Raw genomic sequence first — 21,677 nt, 5'->3', positions numbered from 1 at the left:
CGATGCCCAGCGCCTCGCCCCCGAACCCCTCCACCTCATCCGATACGGAGTAGCCATGTCAGACCCGTCCCCGCTCACCACCGATGGTCTGGTCCAGATCCTCTTCGGTTCGTCGGCCTTCCAGATGCTCAACGCCGGCCGCAACCTGGGCCTGTTCCCGCTCCTCCACCAGAAGCCGGGGCTGACGGCGCAGGAGATCGGGGAAGAGCTCGGTCTGGCGGACCGCCCGACCCAGATCCTGCTCCTGGGCACCACCGCGCTGCAGCTGACGACCCGCCAGGACGACCTCTACCGCAACGCCGATGTCCTGAGCGGCATGTTCGCGGACGGAACGTGGGACATCATCGAGGACCTCATCGAGTACGAGGAGCGGATCGTGCGCCCCGCCGAAGTCGACTTCACGGACTCACTGCGCGCCAATACCAACATCGGCCTGCGGCGGGTCAAGGGAACCGGCACCGACCTGTACCACCGGCTGTCGGCCGATCCGGACCTGGAGCAGCTGTTCTACCGCTGCATGCGGTCCTGGTCCCGGCTGTCGAACCCCATCCTGCTCGAGAAGGCCGACCTGACCGGAGTGCGCCGGGTACTCGACGTCGGCGGCGGCGACGGTGTGAACGCCATCGCCCTCGCACAGGCGAATCCGGGGGTCGAGTTCACCGTCCTCGACCTGCCGGGGACCGTGGAGATCGCCCGCCGCAAGGTAGCCGAGCACGGCCTGAGCGACCGGATCTCCGTACGCGAGGCCGACATCTTCGCCGACGCCTACCCCGCAGGGCACGACTGCGTGTTGTTCGCCAACCAGCTGGTGATCTGGTCGCCGGAGCAGAACGTGCGCCTGCTGGGCAAGGCCTACGCGGCCCTGCCGGACGGCGGACGGGTGCTGGTGTTCAACGCCATGTCCGACGACAGCGGCGACGGACCCCTGTACGCGGCGCTCGACAACGTCTACTTCGCGACCCTGCCCGCCGCGAGCAGCACCATCTATCGCTGGGGCCAGTACGAGGAGTGGTTCGCCGCGGCCGGATTCGCGAAGGCCGAGCGGCTCCCAGGCGGCCGGTGGACCCCGCACGGCGTGATCAGCGCGGTCAAGTGACGCCCCAGCGAGAACCGGAGCCGACCATGTCCCTCACTACCCACGGCACCTCGTCGACCGGCGGGGGCGCGACGTGCCCCGTCGGCCCGCACATGATGGACCCGGACCTGCTCGCGGACCCGTTCAGCGGGTACGGGCGGATGCGCGAGCAGAGCCCGGTGGTCCGCGGCCGGTTCGTCGACGGCACCCCGGTGTGGTTCGTGACCCGCTTCGACGACGTCCGCGCCGTGCTGCGCGACCCCCGATTCCTCAACACGCCCTCCCACGTTCCGGGCGAGGGCGGCACGGATCCACGCGAGAGCATGATGGACCTGCTCAACGTCCCCGAACATCTGCGGGCCTATCTGCTCGGCTCCATCCTGGACAGCGACCCGCCGGACCACCCCAGACTGCGGCGCCTGGTCACCCGGGCTTTCGCGGCTCGCCGCATCCTCGACCTGCGGCCGGACATCGAGCGGATCGCCGACCGGCTGCTCGCCGAGCTCCCGGACCATGAACAGGACGGTGCGGTCGACTTCCTGGAGCATTTCGCGTATCCACTGTCGATCACCGTGATCTGTGAGCTGGTCGGCATCCCGACGATCGATCTCGAACGGTGGCGGGTGTGGGGAGGCGATCTGGTGTCGATGCGGCCCGAACGGCTGCAGCACTCGTTCCCGGTCATGATCGACTACTGCCATGCACTGATCGAGCAGCGCCGCGCCGCGCTGGGGGACGATCTGCTGAGCGCGCTGATCCGGGCCCAGGACGACGACGGCAGCCGGCTCAGCGACATCGAGATGGTCACCATGATCGTGACCCTGGTGCTGGCCGGGCACGAGACGAGCGCGCATCTGATCGGCAACGGCACCGCGGCACTGCTCACCCACCGCGACCAGCTCGAGCAACTGCGCAAGGACCCGTCGCTGATTCCGCGCGCGGTCCACGAGCTGATGCGCTGGTGCGGTTCGGTGCAGGTGGCACGGCTGCGCTACGCCGCCGAGGAGCTGGAGATCTCCGGGACGCGCATTGCTCGTGGCGACGCGGTCCAACTGGTGCTGGTGTCCGCCAACTTCGACCCGCGCCAGTACCCGGACCCGGACCGGCTGGACGTCACGCGCCACCAGGACGGACAGGCCGAGAACCACGTGGGGTTCGGTCACGGTATCCACTACTGCCTGGGTGCCACGCTGGCCCGGCAGGAGGGCGAGGCGGCCTTCGCCAAGCTGCTGGAGCACTACCCTGATCTGGCGCCGGCCGACGGTGACGCGGGGTGGGACCGCGCGCTGCTCCCCGGCAGCTGGCGGCTGAACTCGCTGCGCCTTCGGCTGCGGGCCTGAGCCGGCCGGTCGCGGGGTGAGGGGGCCGACCGGTGCCGGGCGACCCCATCACTCCGCTGTCCCGCTCAGTTGGCGGACGGCTCGTCCGCCACGGCGATGGCCCGTACAGGACACGACAGGGCGGCCTCCGCCGCCTGCCGCCGCGTCGCTACCTCAGTACCTCCGGGTACGAGCCGGGAGTACCCGTCGTCATCCTGGGTGAACAGGTCAGGCGCCGTCAGGACGCACTGCCCCGAGCCGATACACGTATTGTGGTCAATGCCGATCAGCATGAGCGTGACTCTCCGGTGGTGGGCAGTCAAAGGTCCTTCAGTGATCCAGCCCGTGCGCGGCGGCGCGGTCGAGCGCCGCGACTATCCAGTCCTCGAAGTCCCGTTCAGCCTTGGACGCGGCCTCGCGCCAGAGCTCCACGCGGTCACCGGAGGCGCTGATCCGGGGGATGTGGTCACGTTGGGGTGTGGCCGCCCGGTTGCCCTGACGGCTCTCGCGCAGGGTGGCTCTGAGCTGATTCCTGGACCAACTGTGCTGCTCCGCCCGGTCGAGCCACACATCCGCCTCCGCGGGCGGGAGGGAAGCGACCTCGGCATGGTGGCCGAAGCTGAGAGCCTCGCGCCGTCGCCCGAGCTCGAAATGCCGCGCCACCCAGGCGTAGTTGCGCAGTGTCTGGTAGTCGAGGCCGGCAGCCTCCGCGCCGGCCTGGTAGCGGTCGGCGTACTGTTCCTGGCCGTACACCAACCAGTCCCCCAGGCACCAGGCGGAGGAGTCGGCGATCTGGAAGATGCGCTGTCCGGCCTTCTCCCAGCGGTCGTAAGTGAGTCTGGCTGGGAGCTGCAGGCCGACCCGGGTGGTCAGGATGCGCTCCGGTCCGGCGTTCCGGGGGCGCACTGTCCTACCACCCGTGGTGTGCCTGGCCGTTGATGGCATGATCCGCTGGTTTTCCTTGGTGATGTGCTCCATGTGGTGCTCCCCTGGAATTGAGGCACTGCCAAATCTCGTACCAGTCGTATGCGGCCGGGGGTCGTGATATGTAGCGGCCCAAAAAACCGTAGGTCAACCTTCAAGAATCAGTCAACAATCATTTCCGGTCGGCATATGACCGATCCGGTTGCGTTCCTGGGCTCCCAGCGATCAAGACCGTCCTAAAATCGCCTATAGGTGAGCGCGATAGGAGTCAGCCGCCCGGGGCGGGGGGTACTGCTGCCTTCACGCCTCCACGCGGCGGCGCAGCACCCCGCCCGCCCGGACCGTCCGCCCGTCCGTCCGTCCGTCCGTCAAGGAGCTGACGAGGTGGGGCGGTTGGAGCCGGCCGAGGTGGACAGGACCGCCGCGTCGATGCCGTCGAGGATCAGGTCCAGGCCCACCCGGAAGGCCTCCTTGGCCTCATGGTCCAGATAGGGCGCGGTGTCGCCGCTCCCTTCCTCGACGGCGACGGGGGCGGCGCCCGACTCCAAGGCCGCCACGGCCGGAAAGCGCTGGGCGAAGTCCGGAGCAGCCTCCATGAGCAGCGCGGACCGGACGGACCACCACTCCTCGTCGGACACGCCGGTCGCCGGCCCCGCCTGCTGAAGCTCCGCTGCGACCCGGGCCATCCCGCGAACGAACTGGAAGAGCACGGAGATGACACGACGGACCTTCAACGGCTCCAGCCCGATCCCGTCGAGGATCCGCACCACCGTCTCCAACTGCGTGTACTCGCCGGGGCCGAGTACGGGCCTGGCCTGGGAGACCTGCAGGACCCACGGGTGGCGCAGGTAGAACGCCCAGACGTCGTCGGCCCAGGAGACGACCGCGGGGCGCCATCCACCGCCGGTCTCGTACGCGGTGGGCAGCTCGGCCAGCACACGGTCGTGCATGAGGTCGATCAGTTCGTTCTTGCTCGGCACATAGGTGTAGAGCGCCATCGCGCTCCGCCCGAGCCACACGCCCACCGCCCGCATCGACAGGTCGGCCATGCCCTGCTCGTCGGCCACGGCGATACCCGCCGCCACGATCGTGTCGACGTCGAGACCGGGCTTGGGCCCGGGCGCCGTCCTGGCCTCCTTGGAACCGGCCGTGCGCCAGAGCAGGGCCATCGAACGGCGAGCGTCGCCCTGTCCGGAAAAAACAACCACCTTGCAACTCCTTACCGCATAAAGTAACCTCTTCCACGCATCTCTTTACAGCGTAAAGATATCACGTCGGCACGGGCTGCCCCGGGATGGCCGACGTCCATGGAAGGTTTCCAATGGCAGAACTCCCTGTATCTCTCATCCAGGTCACCGACATCACCCGCGTCACACCGCACATGGCCCGCGTGACCTTCGACGCCGACCAGCTCGACGCCTCCGTCGGCCGGACACCGGACCAGCAGGTGAAGCTCTGCTTCCCCCTCCCCGGCCAGCGGGTGCCCATCCTCCCGGAAGAGGGAGGAGACGCCACGAGCTGGTACTACGCGTTTCTGGCCATTCCGGAGGACGAACGTCCGACGATGCGCAGCTTCACCGTCCGCCGTCGCGTACCGGGCACCAACACGATCGAGATCGACTTCGTCCTCCACGGCGAGACCGGCCCCGCGACCCGCTGGGCCGCCTCCGCCCAGCCGGGCGATCAGCTCGGCATGGTCGGCCCCTCGGCCGTCTACGCGCTGCCGGTCTCGATCGACGACTCGATCGCGAACTCCGACTGGCTCCTGCTGATCGGTGACGAGACCGCCCTGCCCGCGATCGGCACCCTGCTGGAGGCGCTGCCCGAGGGAGCCCGCGCCCATGCCTACATCGAAGTCGCCGACCACACCGAGCGCCAGAGCTTCGAGACCAACGGCGACGTCAGCGTCAACTGGGTGTTCCGCAACGGAACCGCCGCCGGACAGAGCGACGTCCTGTTCGACACCGTAGGCAAGGCCGAGTTCGCCCCGGGCCGCCCCTTCGTCTGGCTGGCCGGCGAGTCGGGCACCGTCCGGGCACTCCGCCGTCACCTCGTTGACGATCGCGGACTGGACAAGCGGTCGATCGCCTTCAGCGGCTACTGGCGGTTCAAGCTGACCCAGGACGACGCGCCGACCGAGCAGGACATGGCCGAGGCGCAGGAGCGGCTGGCCGAGGCGACCGCGGAATGAGCCACAGCGAGGAGTACACGGTCGGGCCCTTACGTGGTCCGAGCCAGGAGCCGTCCGCACACGAGGGAGATCCCATGATCACCGTGCGAGGTCTTGCCCGGCAGTTCGCCCTGCGGGGGCGAACCGTCGACGCGGTCAAGGGCATTGACTTCGATGTGGCCGCAGGCGAACTCGTCGGGTTCCTCGGGCCCAACGGAGCAGGCAAGACCACGACCCTGCGGATGCTGACCACGCTGCTGCGCCCCACCGGCGGGACCGCGACCGTGGGCGGCTGCGATCTGCTGACGGACCCTCAGGGAGTGCGCCGCAGGATCGGCTATGTGGCCCAGGGCGGCTCCACCTGGCCGGAGTCCCGGGTCGGCGAGGAGATCGAGCTGCAAGCCCGGCTGTACGGACTGTCGCGATCGGAGGCCAGACGCCGCGGAGCACTGCTGGCCGAGCAACTCGACCTCGCCGGCTTGGACCAACGTCCAGCCAAGACGCTCTCCGGAGGCCAGCGGCGGCGGCTCGACATCGCCCTGGGCCTGGTGCACGAACCGGCCCTCGTCTTCCTGGACGAGCCCACCACCGGACTGGATCCGCAGAGCCGGGCCAACCTCTGGGACCACGTCCGCCGGATGCGCGCCGAGCAGGGCATGACCGTCTTCCTCACCACCCACTACCTCGACGAGGCCGACGCCCTGTGCGACCGGATCCTCGTGACCGACCACGGAACGATCGTCGCGCAGGGCACCCCGGACGAACTCAAGGCCCGCGTAGCCGGCGACACGATCACCATCGAGGTGTCCGACCGGCCCACCGAGGCCGCCGACGCCGCCCAGCAGCTGCCGGGCGCCCACGAAGTCACCATCACCGACGACACCGTGCGGCTCCGGGTCCCGCACGGCGACGCCGCCCTGCCCGAACTGCTGCGCGTTCTGGACCGGCAGGGCATCACCATGACCTCGGTCAAGGTCAACCGCCCCACCCTCGACGACGTGTTCCTCAGCCTGACCGGTCGCTGTCTGCGCGACGACGAGGCCGCACCACCGGCCCTGGAGGCCACCCATGCTGCATGACACCGGACTCATCTTCACCAGGGACATGAAACTGTCGCTGCGCAATCCCACCTGGCTCCTCATCGGAATCATGCAGCCGCTGCTGTACCTGTTCCTCTTCGGGCCACTCATGGTGACCGTGGTCCGCAACACCCCCGGCTTCCCCTCCGACGACGCCTGGACGGTCCTCACGCCGGCGCTCATCGTGCAGACGGCGTTGTTCAGCGGCTCGTTCGCCGGAGTCGGACTGCTCACCGAGTACCGGGTCGGCGTGGTCGACCGCTTCCGGGGCACCCCGGCCAGCCGGTCCGCCCTGCTGTTCGGCAAGGTACTGGCCCAAGCCGCCCAGGCCACAGCACAGTCCGCCCTGATCGTGGTCGTCACCCTGCTGGTCTTCGACCTGAACGCCCCCGTCTCCGGCATGCTGCTGAGCCTGCTGATCGCCGCGGTGCTGGCCATCACGCTCTCCTCGGGGTCGTACGCGCTCGCGCTGATCCTCAAGAGCGAGGCCGCGTTTCCCTCGCTGATGAACATGGTGCTGCTGCCGCTCCTGCTGCTGTCCGGCGTGCTGCTGCCGGTCACCAGGGAACTGGCCCCCGCCTGGCTCTACAACCTGGCGCGGATCAATCCCCTGACCCACATCGTCGATGCCGAACGTGCAGCGTTCCGAGGTGACCTGCAGGCGACTGGGCTGCTCACCGGTTGCCTGATCCTGTTGCTCATGACCGTGTTGGCGCTGGTCTGGGGCACCCGCACGTTCCAAAAGGAGAACGCCTGACGAACCGTCGGCCGGGCGGGCCGCGGACCGACCCGCCCGGCCGATGACACCCCCTCCCCCGACCACCACCCGAGGTTCCCTCCGGAGCCTCACCCGTACCACCCCGAGGAGCGCATGTGAGTACCGAGGCCATCAAGGTGACCGGTGCGAGGGAGAACAACCTCAAGAACGTCTCGGTAGCGATCCCGAAGAACCAACTGACGGTCTTCACCGGTGTCTCCGGCTCGGGCAAGTCCTCCCTGGTGTTCGACACCATCGCGGCCGAGGCACAGCGCCAGCTCAACGAGACCTTCACCAGCTTCGTCCGCAACTTCCTGCCCGACCAGGGCCGCCCGGACATGGACGCCATCGAGAACATCTCCGCCGCGATCGTCATCGGCCAGAATCGCCTCGGCGGCAACCCGCGCTCCACCGTGGGCACCATCACCGACACCCACCCGCTGCTCCGACTGCTGTTCTCCCGTGCGGGAGAGCCGACCGGCCTTCCGCCGAGCGCCTTCTCCTTCAACAACCCCGCAGGCATGTGCCCGGTCTGCGAAGGCCTGGGCACGATCGTCGAGCTCGACCTCGACGCCTTCGTCGACCGCACCAAGTCCCTCAACCAAGGCGCCCTGCTGCACCCGGACTTCTCCCCTGACAGCTGGTACTGGCTGAGCTACGTGGAGTCCGGCCTCTTCAACGGCGACACCCCGCTGGCCGACTTCACCGATCACGAGTGGCAGCACCTGCTGCACGGCGAGACACCGCACAAAATCCGTCTCAATTGGCAGGGCAACACCCTGAACGTCAAGTACGAAGGCATCGCCGACAAGTTCACCAGGCTGTACATCAAGAAGGAGGACATGTCGGAGCGCGGCCGCCAGGTGTTCCAGCGGTTCACCCGCTCGGCTGCCTGCACCGCCTGCGACGGCACGCGCCTCGCCCCCGCCGTTCGCGCCACCCGCATCGCCGGCCACCACATCGCGGACCTCACCGCGATGGAGACCGAACATCTCGCGGCGGTCCTGGCGGCATGGGACCTGCCCCACGTGAAGCCCGTCCTGAACGACCTGACCTCCCGCCTCCGCCACCTGGTCGACATCGGTCTCGGCTATCTGAGCCTGGACCGGGAGACCCGCACGCTGTCGGGCGGGGAGTCGCAGCGCATCAAGATGGTCCGTCATCTGTCCAGCAGCCTGACCGGAATGATGTACGTCTTCGACGAACCCAGCGTCGGCCTGCACGCCCGGGACGTCCACCGGCTCAAGGAACTCCTGGTCAAACTACGGGACAAGGGCAACACCGTGCTGGTGGTCGAGCACGACCCCGACATCATGGCCATCGCCGACCATGTGGTGGACATGGGACCCCATGCCGGAACGCTGGGCGGCGAAGTCGTCTTCGAGGGGACCTTCGCCGGCCTCGCCGACGCTGACACCCTCACCGGCCGCCACCTCCGGCACGCTCTTCCCCTGCGGTCCGAGCCCCGGCAGCCCACCGGGACCCTCACTGTCCGCAACGCGAGCGGCCACAACCTCAAGGACGTCACGGTCGACTTTCCCACCGGCGTCCTGACCGTGGTCACCGGCGTGGCCGGGTCGGGAAAGAGCTCACTGGTCAATGACGAGTTCCTGAGCCGGTATCCGGATGCCATCGTCATCGACCAGTCCGCGGTGACGGGCAGCCGGCGGTCCAACACGGCCACCTACACGGGGCTGCTGGACACCATCCGCAAGTTGTTCGCCAAGGCCAACGGCGTCAGTGCCTCCCTGTTCAGCGCCAACTCCAAAGGCGCCTGTGAGAACTGTCAGGGGCTCGGCATGCTCTACACCGACCTGGCGTTCATGGAGACGCTGAAGTCCGTCTGCGAGGTCTGCCAGGGCCGCCGCTTCTCCGACGACGTCCTCGGCTACCGGCTGCGCGGCCGGTCGATCAGCGACGTACTGGAGATGACAGCGGCCGAGGCGGCGGAGTTCTTCACGGAACCCAAGCTCCGCCAGGTCCTGCACGCGCTGACCGAGGTGGGCCTGGACTACCTCCGCCTCGGCCAGCCGCTCAGCACCCTGTCCGGCGGCGAGTGCCAACGTCTCAAGCTCGCGGCCGACCTGCACCGGGTCGGCAGCGTCTACGTCCTGGACGAGCCCACCACCGGTCTGCACATGTCCGACACCCAGCGACTCCTCGGCATCATCGAGCGCCTCGTCGACCAGGGCAACACCGTGATCGTCATCGAGCACAACATCGACGTCATCAAAAGTGCCGACCGGATCATCGACCTGGGCCCCGAAGGAGGCAGCGGCGGCGGCCGGATCCTGTTCGAAGGAACGCCCTCGGACCTCCTGAAGGCCGAGAACTCCCATACCGCCGAATTTCTTCGCCGGGACCTCGCGGGCACATGACGTGTCCGCACGCCGCCACACGGCGACTCCCCTGGCGGCTACGCCCGGGGAGTAGCCGTTTCCTCGGCCGGCACGGCCACTCCTACGACGCCTGACGCCCCCGCGAAGCGGGCTGCACTCCCCCGATCGGCTCGGCTCCCCTCTTCGGCCGCCCGTTCTCGCGATGGCTGATTCCCACTCAGCGACGACTCGCTCACTCCTGGTTGTTTGGCGGACGCCTAATCGAATGACCGCACAAGTGTCCACACATCGCGTTCTGTCATGTTTTGGTTACTGACGGCCCGTTCAAGGCAATGCCATGCCGACGACGACCGGACGAAACCGCAGCGGTGCGCGCAGCGCCCCGCCCGACACCAGGAGTGCCGTGAACCCGATCCTGTTCATCTACGCCAAGGGCGGACCGCCTCTGGAATACGCCCTCCCGAAGATCGCCGCACACGGCGACGTGCATGTACTGGCGCTCGCACCACTGCCGCAGTCCACCGAGATGGCGTGGCAGCCCTGGTGTGCCTCGGTCACCCGCGTGCAGCCGCAGGAGGGTGCGGAGTTGGTGAACCTGATCTGCGCCCACGCCACTCGCGTCGAGGCCGCCGCCGTGCTGACACTCTCGGAATACGCGGTGGTGGCCGTCGCGCACGCCTGCCTGCAGCTCGGTCTGGCCGGTGCGGGCGAGCAGGTGCTGGCCGCCCGGGACAAGCGGCTGATGCGGCAGATCTGGCACGACGCCGGGGTTCCCGTTCCGGGCTTCGCCGAGATCCACTCGTCCGGCGACATCGCCCTCGCCTTCGAATCGCTGAAGCCGCCGCTGCTCCTCAAGGCGGCGTGGAGCGCGGGCTCCACAGCTCACCTCACGGTGCGGAACGAACAGGAGGCGGAGCGCGGCTGGCGGATCGGACGCTCCGTCATGGAGGCGTCGTCCGAGGAGGGTTACGCGGAACTGCACTCAGCGGACGAGGGCGTGAGCGACTTCCTCCTCGAAGAGATCGTCATCGGAGACGCGACCGACTGGTTCGACGGACCCGGCTGGGGGGACTACGTCAGCGTGGAGGGAATCGTCGCCGACGGTACCTACCACCCTTTGTGCATCACCGGACGCATGCCGACCATCCCGCCCTTCACCGAACGCGCCAGCATCACCCCGGCCGCACTGCCCGAGGCGCTGCAACGTCGCATCGAGGACGTGTCCCGAGCCGCGGTCGACGCGCTCGGACTCGGCACCTGCGCCACGCACACCGAGATCAAGCTCGGTGCGGACGGCGCGATGTGGCTGATCGAGACCGCGGCCCGGTTCGGCGGCGTGATGACCACCTGCCAGGTGGAGACCGTTTTCAGCCTGGACATGATCGGCATGCTGGTGCGCCAGTTGCTCGGTGAGAAGGTCGTATACCCGTCGCGGATGCTGACCGAGGGCTCGGGCGCCGCGGGCTCGCTGGTCATCCTCGCCGCCGACACCGCGGGCGAGCCGTGGCAGCACCTTCCGCGCTGGGACTTCGCCGCGGTGGACTGGTCCTCCCTGCTCAGTGGCGGGTCCCGGATCGAGCTCGTCCGCGAGCTCAGTCTCCCGCCCGGCACGGTCATGCCTGCCTACGAGGAGGCCGGAGGAGCCAACTCCATGGCCGCCCTGTGCTTTGTCGCAGCCGATTCCGGCCCCGCACTGCTCGCCGACTGCGGACGCATCGTCGAATCCCTTCCCCACGAGCTCGCCGCCACCTGTCCGACCTCGCGGAGTACCTCATGACGAACTCCGGCACTCCCGTGCCCGGGACGGGCGCACCGACCACGGCTCACCAGGGAGCAGTCGTGGGCAGTGTGCTCACCCTGCCCCTGTTCGAGCAGCTGTGCGGCGTCCTCGGCGGCCACCCTTACGTCAAGGTCGTCGTGGACCGGCAACAGGGTGTGTGGCACATCCTCGACAGCGCCGTGCACTCCTTCCACGTCAACTACATCGCCACCGAGATCCAGGCGCTGACCCTGGAGGAACTCGACTCCGAGCTCGACAGTTTCAACCACAGCGTCTACCAGGACCCGGAGCGCCGGTTCCTGCTCGGTGTCCTGTCCCTGCACTTCGGCGGGCCCGAGGACCAGTCACAGCCGTTCCTGGTGCTGGAGACGACCGAGGCCGACACCATGGGCGCGACGCTGCTCACCGAGTTCTACTCCTTCGTCCGCGAGCAGCTCGACAGCGCGCTGGCGCTGCTGATCAAGCCGGCCAACCACGGCCAGGCGAACGCTCTCACCTCCGTGCCCGAGACCGTGCTGCCGCGCACCCAGGGCCACGAGCTCTTCGCGGCCGCCCCCTTCGTACCGCTCACCCTCGGCTCGGCCGTCGGCCGGCTGCGGGCCTTCACCTCCACCGAGGAGTACCTCGCCGCCCGCCCCGGACTCACGTGGTACGACATCGTCGCCATGCCGGTGGTCCCGGACGACATCCCGCGGCTCGCCGGCCTGATCAACGGCTCGCCCACGACCCCCCTGTCGCACACCAACATGCTGGCGGCCGGCTGGGGCATCCCCAACGCCATCGTGCGCGGTGTCCTGGACCGGATCGCCGCCGAGGACCTCGACGGCGCCTGGATCCGCTACGAGGTGCTGGCCGACACCGCTGTCGTCGAACGCGCCGAGCAGCCGTCCGACCTCAACGAACCGACGTGGCACACCCAGCGCATCAGGCTCGACGCCCCCCAGGTCGCCGACGTCCCCATCGTGCCGCTGAGTGAACTCCGCTCCCACGACCGGCGCAGCTACGGCACCAAGGCGGCCAACCTCGGCGAGCTGCACCATGTGCTGCGCCACGGCTCGGCCCGGCTGACCGGCTACTACTCCGTACCGCGCCCGCCCAGGCCCGACCTGCTCGGCCACCTGGCGGGCCGCCTGCAGACGCCCGAGCACGCCGATCTGGCCGAGGCCGCCGGTGCGTTCCTGGCCCGGCGCGTCAGCGCACCGGAGGGGATAGCCGTCCCCTTCGCCGTCCAGCAGCGATTTCTGGACTCCTCGCCTGCGGTGCAGCAGAGCATCGGCAAGCTGAAGATGGCCCTGGAACTGGATGCCATGGACGCCGTGGACACCGCCTGCGTCCAGTTGCAGCACCTGGTGCGCACCCTGCCGGTGCCCGAGGACCTGGTCAGCGCGCTCGACACGCATCTGGTCAAGCACCTGGCTGGAACGAGCCGCTTCGCTGTGCGCTCCTCCTCCAACGCCGAAGACCTGCCGGGCTTTTCCGCCGCGGGCATCTACGAGTCGCACACCAAGGTCACCGATCTCCCCGGACTCCTGGACGCCATCCGCCACGTGTGGGCGTCCCTGCTGTCCCCCCGTAGCGTGCGGCTGCGCCACCAGGCAGGCATCTCCCTCGACGACACGTACATGGGCGTGATCGTCCAGCGGTACGAGGCATCCCCGCTCGGAGGCGTGATGGTCACCTGCAACCCGACCAACAGGGCCGACTTCCGCAACGTCTACCTGAACTGCGCGCACGGCTCCACCTCCGACATCGTCGACGGCACCACGCTGCCCCTGCAGTACCTCTACAACACCGTGGAGGGCGGCGGCCGTACCATCTCGCTCGGTGCGGCCTCCGAGGACCTGGACCCGCACACGCAGGACCACCTCGGCGAGCTCGCGCTGGCCGGCCGCCTGCTCCAGTCCCACTTCGCCACCGACTACACCTTCGCGGTGCCGCTCGACATCGAATGGCTCCTCGCACCCGGTGGCCGGCTCCACATCCTCCAGCTGAGGCCCTACAGCGCCTGACACCGCCCGGCAGGCCCCACCACCACAGGACTTCCGGTGTGGTGGGGCCCGTCCCCCGTGGTCGCCCGCGCACTCTCGGGGAAGCCGGCCCCTCGCACCGTCCCGCTCATCGACGAAGGTCACCCATGCCTGTTTCCCTGCTCGCGCGTGCGAAGCGCCGCGCCCCCCTGCGCAAGAACGTCCTGCGCGTGATCCGCCTGAACAACGGCTTCCAACTGCTGTTCAACCTGCTGTGGTGGATGCCGGTCTTCTACGAGTACCAGAGGCAGGCGGGGCTGTCGGACAGCCAGATCTTCGGCATCCAGAGCATCTACTACGTGGCGTTCTGCCTGCTGGAAATACCCACCGGTCTCCTCGCGGACCGCATCGGACAGCGACGCTGCCTGCAACTGGGAGCGGCGGTGATGACCGCCGCCAACCTGGTCCCGGTGGCCTGGCCCTCCTTCTCGGGCTTCCTGCTGCACTTTCTGGCCATCGCCGCCGCCCGGTCCCTGGTGTCCGGAGCCTCCAGCGCCTACCTGTACGAGTACCTGCACGCCAACGGTGCCGGCGAGCACTACGTCCAGGCGGAGGGCACCGCGAGGTCCCTCGGACTGTGGGCGAAAATCGCCTGCTGGCCGCTGGTCGGCGTCCTGATGCACCTCCAGCACCAAGCCCCCTACCTGCTGACAGCCGCCTGCACACTCGGTTCGCTGGCCTGCGCCGGCGCACTCCCCGCCCTCGCCGCGGACCACGAGGCACAGCGCCCGCACGCTGAGCGCGCCGGCCTCCTCAGCTCCGCCCGCCAGGCACTGACCTTGCTCAAGAACTCGCGATCTCTGGGACCCTTGATGGTGCAGGGCGTCGCCATCTTCACGCTGGCCCGCATCTGCCAGGTCAACCTCTTCCAGCCGCTACTCCTCGACAAGGCCATTCCGGTCGCCGACCACGGCGCGGTGCTGTCCGCCATGACCGTGGCCGAGGCCGTCGGTTCGGCACGGCCGGGCTGGGTCCGCGGCAAGCTGTCGGACACGGTCATCGTCACCGTCCTGAGCCTCGTGATGGCCCTGTCCCTGGCCGCCACCACCATGGCCGGGGCCATGGCCACCGTCGGATGGCTGTGTGTCTTCGCGGCGGCGACCGGTCTCGCCTACCCGGTCCAGCGGAACCTGATCAACGCGGCGATCCCGCAGACCCCTTACCGCGCAACGCTCCTGTCGTTGGAGTCCATCATCGACCGCGGGGTGTGCGCCCTGGTCGCGCTGGCCGTCGGCGCCTACCTCGCGGCCGACCGCCTCGACGCCCTCCTGGTGCACGCGGCCGTGGGAACGTGCCTGCTGCTTCTGGTCGTCAGCGTCGTCCTGTGGCTCGTCCGTCGTGACCGGGTCCGTCCAGCTCCCGAGGAGGCCTGAGACCTGGTCAATGCCGGGAGAGGGCGTCGGCGGCCCGCGGCGGCCAGGCGGTGGCGTCGAGAATGCCCAGAGCGTAGGCGCGAGCCACCATCGCCGGACGGGAAGCGGCGTCCAGCACACCGCGCAGTCGCCGCAGGTGGTAGTCCAGCGCTTGCCGCGACAGTCCGAGGTCGGAGGCTATGACCGTGTTCGGGCGGCCGCCGGCCATCAACGTGAGCACGCGCAACTGCACCGGACTCAGACGCGGCCTTCCGCGGAACTCGGCGCTCAGCGCGGTCAGAACGGCTGCGATGTGGTCGGGCGCTCCTTGCCTCCTGACCACCGCCAGGTCGGTCCGCAGCACCCTGTTGCCGCCGGAGGCCGTACGGCAGACCACCGAGCCGCTGTACCGGGAGGTCCGTCCCGCGACGAGGTCCGCCCATACGCGCCGCACCGTGCCGTCATCGAGACCACCGTCCAGATGCTCGGCGGCCCAGCTTCCCTCCAGGGCGCTGCGGCCGCTCCCCAGCAGTTGGGCGGCGCCGCCACTGACTCTCCGCACCCGGCCGCTCAGGTCCAGTGTCACGACGGCGAGCCCCGTACGCTCCCGCAACGCGTGCAGTTCCTCGTCGGCGACGGTCTTGTCCTCCAGGACCCGGGTGTGGTCGGTGAGGTCGACATAGATGCCGCCCACACGCGGACCGCAGCCGACGTCGAGCACGAAGCGGTGCCCGGTCACCTGGCGGGGTAACCCGTCGGGATGCCGGAAGGAAAGGGTATGACGGACGGGCCTGCCGGACAGGAGCACCTCGCGGTCGAGCGCGCGGAACATGGCCGCGTCGGCGGGTGTGTCGATCTCCTCGACGGCCCTCCCGACGACATCGTCGGGCTCCCTGCAGTAAAGGTGCGCGTAGGCGGCGTTGACCCACAAATACCGGCCCTGCCCGTCCCGGATGAACGCCGGCGCCGGCGCGAACACGGCAATCGCCTCGAACCACCGCGCAAATTCCGAACGGTCCTGCTGCACCGGCGGCTTCCGGGCCGACGCCTCCCAATTGCCGGGCTCCCGCAGGGCCCGCCCGTCATCCGCTTCTGCGTACATACCCAACTCCCCCATTCTTCATCGGATCCCGTGGTCATCGGCTGGTAATCGGCGCCGGCGTATCGAGTGCAGCGGCCCATCGTCGAACGTGCCTAGTTCCCCACCACACAGACCATGATCGACGATCAGGCCCCTGACGGGCCAGCGCCGGCGATGCACGATTCGTCAGCTCGGCACACCACCCCGTCGACGTGCCGGTGTCGAGCGCACCTGGTGAAGTACGCTCGACACCGGCATCGCGCCTCTCCAGCAGTCCACGCCTCTGCTTCAGATGAGATCTCATGAGCGATACACCTCTCGGATCGGTTGACGCTACGCGCGAAAATTACCTTCCTGGCAAGCTCCACGGCTTTCCAGCGGCCCTTGGAGGTCCCTTCTCAGCCAGGCTTCCTGGCGCCCGGTGAGAACGGTTCCGATAGTGAACTGATAGCGAGGGCACGGGTATCCCGAACTCTGGTGGGTGGACACGCAGGACCTACGTTGGGAGCTTGCAGGGACGGAATGGATCCCAGCAATGCAGTCAGGCGCACCACGGCCGGAGGACGGGCGGTTCGATGGCCCGAAGGACCCGGGCTCGCGACGAAGATGGGTGCGGTGCAGGCGGGTAGCAGCGTGGCTTGGTCGCCGTTGAGGTGACCGCGTGGAAAAGGACGAACGGCGCTGGCCGAGCTGCGCAGCTCGCTGCCGGCTGTCCGTGCCCTGTCGGGCAGTGCCGAGGCGGTACAACCGTCGGTGGTACCCGCACTGTTGACGAGCAGCCCCTGTCCCGCGCGATCACCCGGCTCGAGCGACAAGCTCGGGGTCACGCTGTTGGAGCGCACCAGCCGCAAGGTCACCCTCACCGAAGCGGGAGCGGTGCTGCTCTCCGAGGGGCGCGCCATCCTCAGCGCGGTAGCCGCGGCGGAGCGGCGTACCCAGCAGGCCGCGCAACCGCGACCCAGCCTCGTCCTCGCCGTCAAATCCGGCGCCGCCGGCGACCCGAGTCCGCCGGCACCGACCTGAGCCGGGATCTCGCCGCCGTACCGGTCATGGACGCTCCGCCGGTGACAACGGTGATCGCTTGGCCGTCACAGAGCCGACTTCGCGCAGTCGCCGACCTGATCCGCGTAGCAACACGCCTCTGACCGGGGTGGGCCCGGGGGCCGAGGTCGCGTGTTGCCTGCCGCTCAGGCCCGCGTTGTCGTAGCGTCACAACCATGACGACCTGGAAAGAGTTCACCGAGGGCGCGCCGCGGATCGCCGGCATCTTCACCCGCCGTCATGCCGCCACAGGCAACCTGTGCCTCCTTGCCACTCTCCGCTCGGACGGATTCCCGCGGATCAGTCCGATCGAACCGAGAGTGTTCGAAGACCAGCTGTGGATCGTGGGCATGCCGGACACCACCAAATTCCGGGACCTGGGCCGCGACCCGCGCTTCTGCCTGCACACGGCAACGGTCGACGCCGAGGTCAAGGACGGTGACGCGAAGTTGTGGGGCGTCGTCGTCGACGTCCAGGACAAGGCGCTGCATCAGCGGTTCGCCACCGACCTGTTCGAAGACACCGGACTCGATCTCCGGGGGCGCGACTTCGACCACTTCTACGCGGCCGATGTGACCGCCGCGTCAGCGGTAGAGGTCGGCGGCGGCCACATGGACGTCACGATCTGGAAGCCGGGCACGCCGGAGCGCGTCGTACGGAAGCACTGACCTCGCTCCGGCGCCTCCCGGTCTGGTCGGTCTAGTCGGCCCGATCGGCCTGACAGGTCACGACAGGATCTCGATGTACCCGTCGGTTCCGTGCACGCGGATCCGCTGCCCGTCCTTGATCAGCCGGGTGGCCTGCTCCACGCCGACGATGGCCGGCAAGCCGTACTCACGGGCGATCACGGCGCCATGGGTCATCAGGCCACCCACCTCCGTCACCAGGCCCGCGATGCCGACGAACAGCGGCGACCAGCTGGGGTCCGTGAAGGCGGTGACCAGGATGTCGCCCGCTTCGAGATCGGCCTCCGCCATGTCAAGGATGACGCGGGCCCGTCCCTCAATAGTCCCAGCGGAAACCGGCAGGCCGATCAGGGCGCCGGCCGGCGCGTCGTCACGTCGGTACGCCCCGGTGACGGCCTCACCGTCCGAGGTGAGCACCCGGGGCGGTGTGAGCGCGTGATACGAGCGGAACGCGTCCTTGCGCTCCTGGATGAGCTGGTCATCCACCTGGTGAGAGCGCACGACGTCGTGAAACTCCTGGAACGTGAGGTAGAAGATGTCCTCCTTGGCAGGGAGCACGTCAGCCTGCACAAGACGCTCGGCCTCCGCCAGCAGGGCCTGCTTGTAGACGAAGTAGCGGCTGATGATGCCGTACTTCGGGTACTCCCGGTACCCGATGAAGGTCCGGACCCGGTCGATCATCCGCTTGGTCTCGTCGGCTTTCCGGTCGCCGTCCGGCAGGGCCCGCAGGCGTGACAGGACGTCCTGCTCCTTCTTCAGCGCCTTCTGCCGCCCTTCCTCGAAACGCCGCTCGGCGGCGCCCGGCTCGAAGATCCTGACGTTGTCGAGGATCACGGGCACGAGCGTGGTGGGGCGCTCGCGCCAACGTGGCCTCGTGATGTCGATCTCGCCGACGCAGCGCATGCCGTACCGGTCGAGGTAGGCCTCGATGGCGTCACGCGCCTCGGTCCCGCCCGCGACCTTCGCCAGCTCGTCCAGGAAACCCTCGTCCTCGACGCCCTGCAGGAACGTCACCACCTCCGGATACGGGCGGATCACGTCCGCCACGTCGAGCAGCGCCAGTCCCATCTCCGACGTGACGTTGTCGGGGGCGGACAGCGTGAGCGTGTCAGCCGCGTTCTTCTCGCCCAGCCACTCCTGCAGCTTGTCGTTGAGCCACCAGGTGGACTCCATCCCCGCCATGATCACCTGCAGGCTCAACGGGTCGCTGAGGACTCGCTTGTGCTCCTCGAAGGCCTCCCGCAGGAAGTCGAAGAGCGCCGGTCCGGTCTTCGTCCGGATGGCGCGCTCCAGGGCGGCGATGGACAGCCGGCTGCGCTCGATCAGCTCGGTGACGATGGCCGGATCGGTGTCGATCGGGGCGGGCGGGCTGCCGGCCGGCGGCCCGCCGGGACCTGCGTCCGGGAGCGACGGGACGAAGCCGTCGCGGTCGAGAACGGTCTCCAGAGCGTCCCTGACCAGCGGATCGCCCTTCCCCATGATGTCCAGGAGGCCGGCGCGGCTCGCGGGCGAGGCCAGGCGCCGGGTGACGTCGACGAACAGCCTCCCGCCGGCCTCGTGCATCGGCACCATGGCCGTCAGCTGCCACATGGAGAACCCCAGGGGCTTCATGGGGTCGGTCATCATCTGCTGGTGACCGACGGAGACGTAGACGTGATTCTCCTGGTCGCCCGACTCGGGGATGGGGAACAGCGTCGTGATCGGCCGGCTCTGAACGATCTGGAAGCCGTCGTCGACCAGACACCATTCGATGTCCTGCGGGCGGCCGAAGTGCGCTTCGATCCGCCGCCCGAGCTGTACGAGCAGCACGACCTGCGCATCCGTCAGCGCCGGCTGCTCCTGCCGCTGCGAGTCGATCGCCACTTCCTGCGTGCCGCCGGCGGGCAGGGCGTAAATGGCACGCTGTTTGGCGCCGATCGCCTTGGCGATGACTTCGCCGTGTCGCACCGTGTAGACGTCCGGGTTCACCAGGCCGGAGACCAGGGCCTCGCCGAGGCCGAAGCCGGCGTCCACGGTGGCGACCTTCCGGTTGCCCGTGACGGGGTCGGCGGTGAACAGGATACCGGCCGCATGCGGGAAGGCCATCTGCTGCACGACCACGGCCATGTGGACCGTACGGTGGTCGATGCCGTTGCGCCGGCGGTAGGTCACGGCCCGTTCGGTGAACAGCGAGGCCCAGCACCGGCTGACGTGCTGAAGGATCGCCGTCGGCCCCACGATGTTCAGGTACGTGTCCTGCTGGCCGGCGAAGGACGCTGTCGGCAGGTCCTCCGCCGTCGCGCTGGACCGGACGGCGTAGGCGGCCTGCTCGCCGAGCCGGGCGAGCGAGCGGGTGATCGCCGCCGCGAGATCACCCGGGATGGCAATCCCTTCGATGGTCCGACGGATCTGCGCGCTGAGGGTGCGGATCGCCTCCCGGTCGTCCGGGTTCACACGCGACAACTGGTCGAGCTGGTCGTCGATCGACAGCGCTTCCGCCATGATCCGCCGGAACGCGTCCGTGGTCACGCAGAAGCCACCCGGCACGCGGATGCCTTCGATCCGCGACAGCCCGCCCAGGTGCGCGCCCTTGCCACCGACGACCGCGACCTGGGTCTCGTCGACCTCTTGAAGGTCCAATACGTACTGCTCAGTCATGGCGTTACCTCCGAGGCAGCCGTGTTCCGTTGCACTGCGGCGGCCGATCGAATCACCGGTGCCTCCAACTCTGTCGCGCCTCTTGGCGACAACAACACACGCACGTGGTGCTCCTCTTTCCGCAGGTTGTGGCCTCGGCCGACGATTCTGCGGCACCACCGGGGTCTTGCCGCAAGCCCCCCGGTGCGCTATAAGTTGAGAGTGGCAAGGAGAGAGTTCTCCTTGCCTTTGCCTTTTGCCGTCCCATGGAACCGTCGTCCAGAGCTTGGTCAGGGGTGGTCGCCGGCCTGCCCCCCTCCTCGTACTCGGGAGCTTCGGGGGACGGTTGCCTACTGAGACGAACGGGACATCGATCCTTGTGAGATCCGGTGTCCATTCTGCGTAGGTTTCATCGTCGAGGGGGTGCTCCCGCGACGTGTCGAGCGAATTCACACCCTTTGCAAGAGGACACGTCCTTGGCCCGCCCTGCGGTGACCGCCTCCAAGTCCTGTTCGTTCCGGGCCCTCTCGCACGCGATGCAGGTCAGCATCCGGCCGCCGGAGAAAGCGGTGCCGACGGACTCGTAGGCGTGGTCCATTGCCGCGACCACGAATCCGCGGCCGGCGAGTTCCTCGGCGAGGCCGGTGAGGGTGAAGCGCGAGACGCCGAACCCTGGGGAGAGCACCACCAGGGGATGACGGCGGCGGTCGGGCCAGGCGCCGACGCGGCCGTTGGTGGCCGTGGCGCTCAAGGTCTCGGCGGGGAAGGCACCATCCAAACCGAAGCTCTTCAGGAACAGCCCGGCCTCGCGCACGGTCGCGTACGGTGCCGGTGTTCCGGTGCCGGTGTTCCGGTGCCGGTGTTCCGGTGCCGGGGAGCGCGGGGTAGAACATGCCGATCATCAGTTCTCGAGCCCTGTCCGGCACCCACGGGTCCCGGCGGGCGCCGTCGACGAGGTGAAGGGTGTCCCGGCCGACGGCGTGCGGGCCGGTGGGGCGGGGCAACGAGGTGCGCGCGTCCGCGTCGTCGCGGATGGAAGCGACACCGGCGGCCGCATGAGTCGAGGGCGACGCCGCGGCGGCCGGCCACGCACCGGCGGTAGGCAGCGTCAGAGCGAGGGTGAGCAGCGCGATGGTCGGGGTTGCAGAAGATCTGAGCATGTCGTGGACGCAAAGTGCCGTGGCGGGTCCAGCACATCAGCCCCCAGTTGCGTCCTGATGCCTGGAGTGTCCACTTGCGGATGCAGTTCCGCGACGGTGGATTCAGCCTGTGGGAGCCTGGGCGTTCCGGTCGTCCTGGCCCACGTTGAGCGCGTGAAGGTCCCCGCTGACGAGTCGCTGACCTCCGGTTCACAGGAACCTGACAAGTTTTGGCGATCTTGTTGTCTTCAGACGGTCCCTGAAGCTGAAGCGGGTACTCCCCGGCAGCGGG

At 68.6% G+C, this 21,677-nt stretch carries 17 protein-coding genes; 11 read left to right on the top strand and 6 right to left on the bottom strand.

What is annotated here, in order from left to right; all coding sequences use genetic code 11:
* The first annotated feature begins 55 nt into the window (after positions 1 to 55).
* Positions 56 to 1,096 carry a methyltransferase gene (locus C6N31_RS16950; RefSeq protein WP_138352447.1) on the top strand — a complete coding sequence of 347 codons (1,041 nt, stop codon included), beginning with the start codon at positions 56 to 58 and terminating at the stop codon, positions 1,094 to 1,096.
* A 26-nt stretch (positions 1,097 to 1,122) separates the two neighbouring features.
* Positions 1,123 to 2,415 carry a cytochrome P450 family protein gene (locus C6N31_RS16945; protein WP_232485275.1) on the top strand — a complete coding sequence of 431 codons (1,293 nt, stop codon included), beginning with the start codon at positions 1,123 to 1,125 and terminating at the stop codon, positions 2,413 to 2,415.
* Between the two features lie 65 nt (positions 2,416 to 2,480).
* On the opposite strand, the gene C6N31_RS16940 is transcribed toward C6N31_RS16945, so the two are convergent.
* The 3 genes from C6N31_RS16940 to C6N31_RS16930 form a co-directional block, all read right to left on the bottom strand.
* Positions 2,481 to 2,687: a ferredoxin gene (locus C6N31_RS16940; RefSeq protein WP_138352446.1), complete on the bottom strand. Its 207-nt coding sequence runs from the start codon at positions 2,685 to 2,687 to the stop codon at positions 2,481 to 2,483.
* Between the two features lie 37 nt (positions 2,688 to 2,724).
* Positions 2,725 to 3,372, bottom strand: a complete 648-nt coding sequence (locus tag C6N31_RS16935; protein ID WP_232485274.1) for an LmbU family transcriptional regulator — start codon at positions 3,370 to 3,372, stop codon at positions 2,725 to 2,727.
* A 314-nt stretch (positions 3,373 to 3,686) separates the two neighbouring features.
* A complete protein-coding gene (locus C6N31_RS16930; RefSeq protein ID WP_138352445.1) occupies positions 3,687 to 4,526 on the bottom strand; it encodes a TetR/AcrR family transcriptional regulator in 840 nt (279 codons plus the stop codon).
* Positions 4,527 to 4,639: 113 nt separating this feature from the next.
* Here C6N31_RS16930 and C6N31_RS16925 point away from each other — a divergent pair, with 113 nt between their 5' ends.
* The 7 genes from C6N31_RS16925 to C6N31_RS16895 all read left to right on the top strand — a co-directional run bounded on the left by C6N31_RS16925 (position 4,640) and on the right by C6N31_RS16895 (position 14,843).
* Positions 4,640 to 5,509: a siderophore-interacting protein gene (locus C6N31_RS16925; RefSeq protein WP_138352444.1), complete on the top strand. Its 870-nt coding sequence runs from the start codon at positions 4,640 to 4,642 to the stop codon at positions 5,507 to 5,509.
* Between the two features lie 74 nt (positions 5,510 to 5,583).
* A complete protein-coding gene (locus C6N31_RS16920) occupies positions 5,584 to 6,567 on the top strand; it encodes an ATP-binding cassette domain-containing protein (RefSeq protein WP_164606459.1) in 984 nt (327 codons plus the stop codon).
* Positions 6,557 to 7,324 carry an ABC transporter permease gene (locus C6N31_RS16915; protein WP_138352442.1) on the top strand — a complete coding sequence of 256 codons (768 nt, stop codon included), beginning with the start codon at positions 6,557 to 6,559 and terminating at the stop codon, positions 7,322 to 7,324. Before C6N31_RS16920 ends, C6N31_RS16915 begins: the two co-directional genes overlap by 11 nt.
* A gap of 116 nt (positions 7,325 to 7,440) precedes the next feature.
* A complete protein-coding gene (locus tag C6N31_RS16910; RefSeq protein WP_198357761.1) occupies positions 7,441 to 9,702 on the top strand; it encodes an ATP-binding cassette domain-containing protein in 2,262 nt (753 codons plus the stop codon).
* Between the two features lie 364 nt (positions 9,703 to 10,066).
* Entirely contained in the window at positions 10,067 to 11,440 is a 1,374-nt protein-coding gene (locus C6N31_RS16905; RefSeq protein WP_198357760.1) for an ATP-grasp domain-containing protein, read from the top strand.
* Between the two features lie 62 nt (positions 11,441 to 11,502).
* Positions 11,503 to 13,452, top strand: a complete 1,950-nt coding sequence (locus tag C6N31_RS16900) for a PEP/pyruvate-binding domain-containing protein (RefSeq protein WP_307811437.1) — start codon at positions 11,503 to 11,505, stop codon at positions 13,450 to 13,452.
* Between the two features lie 125 nt (positions 13,453 to 13,577).
* A complete protein-coding gene (locus tag C6N31_RS16895; protein ID WP_138352439.1) occupies positions 13,578 to 14,843 on the top strand; it encodes an MFS transporter in 1,266 nt (421 codons plus the stop codon).
* A gap of 7 nt (positions 14,844 to 14,850) precedes the next feature.
* Here the strand turns inward: C6N31_RS16895 and C6N31_RS16890 are convergent, their stop codons facing one another.
* On the bottom strand, positions 14,851 to 15,924 hold the full coding sequence (locus C6N31_RS16890) for a PAS domain-containing protein (protein ID WP_187144704.1): 1,074 nt from the start codon (positions 15,922 to 15,924) through the stop codon (positions 14,851 to 14,853).
* Between the two features lie 810 nt (positions 15,925 to 16,734).
* Here C6N31_RS16890 and C6N31_RS46915 point away from each other — a divergent pair.
* Together C6N31_RS46915 and C6N31_RS16880 are read left to right on the top strand one after the other, a co-directional pair.
* A complete protein-coding gene (locus tag C6N31_RS46915; RefSeq protein ID WP_381588688.1) occupies positions 16,735 to 16,926 on the top strand; it encodes a hypothetical protein in 192 nt (63 codons plus the stop codon).
* A 194-nt stretch (positions 16,927 to 17,120) separates the two neighbouring features.
* Complete coding sequence (locus C6N31_RS16880) at positions 17,121 to 17,612, top strand: pyridoxamine 5'-phosphate oxidase family protein (protein ID WP_138352437.1); 492 nt, start codon at positions 17,121 to 17,123, stop codon at positions 17,610 to 17,612.
* A 57-nt stretch (positions 17,613 to 17,669) separates the two neighbouring features.
* Here the strand turns inward: C6N31_RS16880 and rph are convergent, their stop codons facing one another.
* A complete protein-coding gene (gene rph / locus C6N31_RS16875; RefSeq protein WP_138352436.1) occupies positions 17,670 to 20,267 on the bottom strand; it encodes a rifamycin-inactivating phosphotransferase in 2,598 nt (865 codons plus the stop codon).
* A gap of 388 nt (positions 20,268 to 20,655) precedes the next feature.
* The gene (locus C6N31_RS43895; protein WP_187144705.1) at positions 20,656 to 21,060 is read right to left on the bottom strand and encodes an alpha/beta hydrolase; all 405 of its coding nucleotides are present in this window, start codon (positions 21,058 to 21,060) and stop codon (positions 20,656 to 20,658) included.
* Between the last annotated feature and the right edge of the window lie 617 nt (positions 21,061 to 21,677).

Source organism: Streptomyces fildesensis (assembly GCF_016107395.1).
Taxonomy (GTDB): Bacteria; Actinomycetota; Actinomycetes; order Streptomycetales; family Streptomycetaceae; genus Actinacidiphila; species Actinacidiphila fildesensis.
The sequence above is the reverse complement of the archived record's forward strand: the minus strand, read 5'-3'. Positions and strand labels throughout refer to the sequence as shown.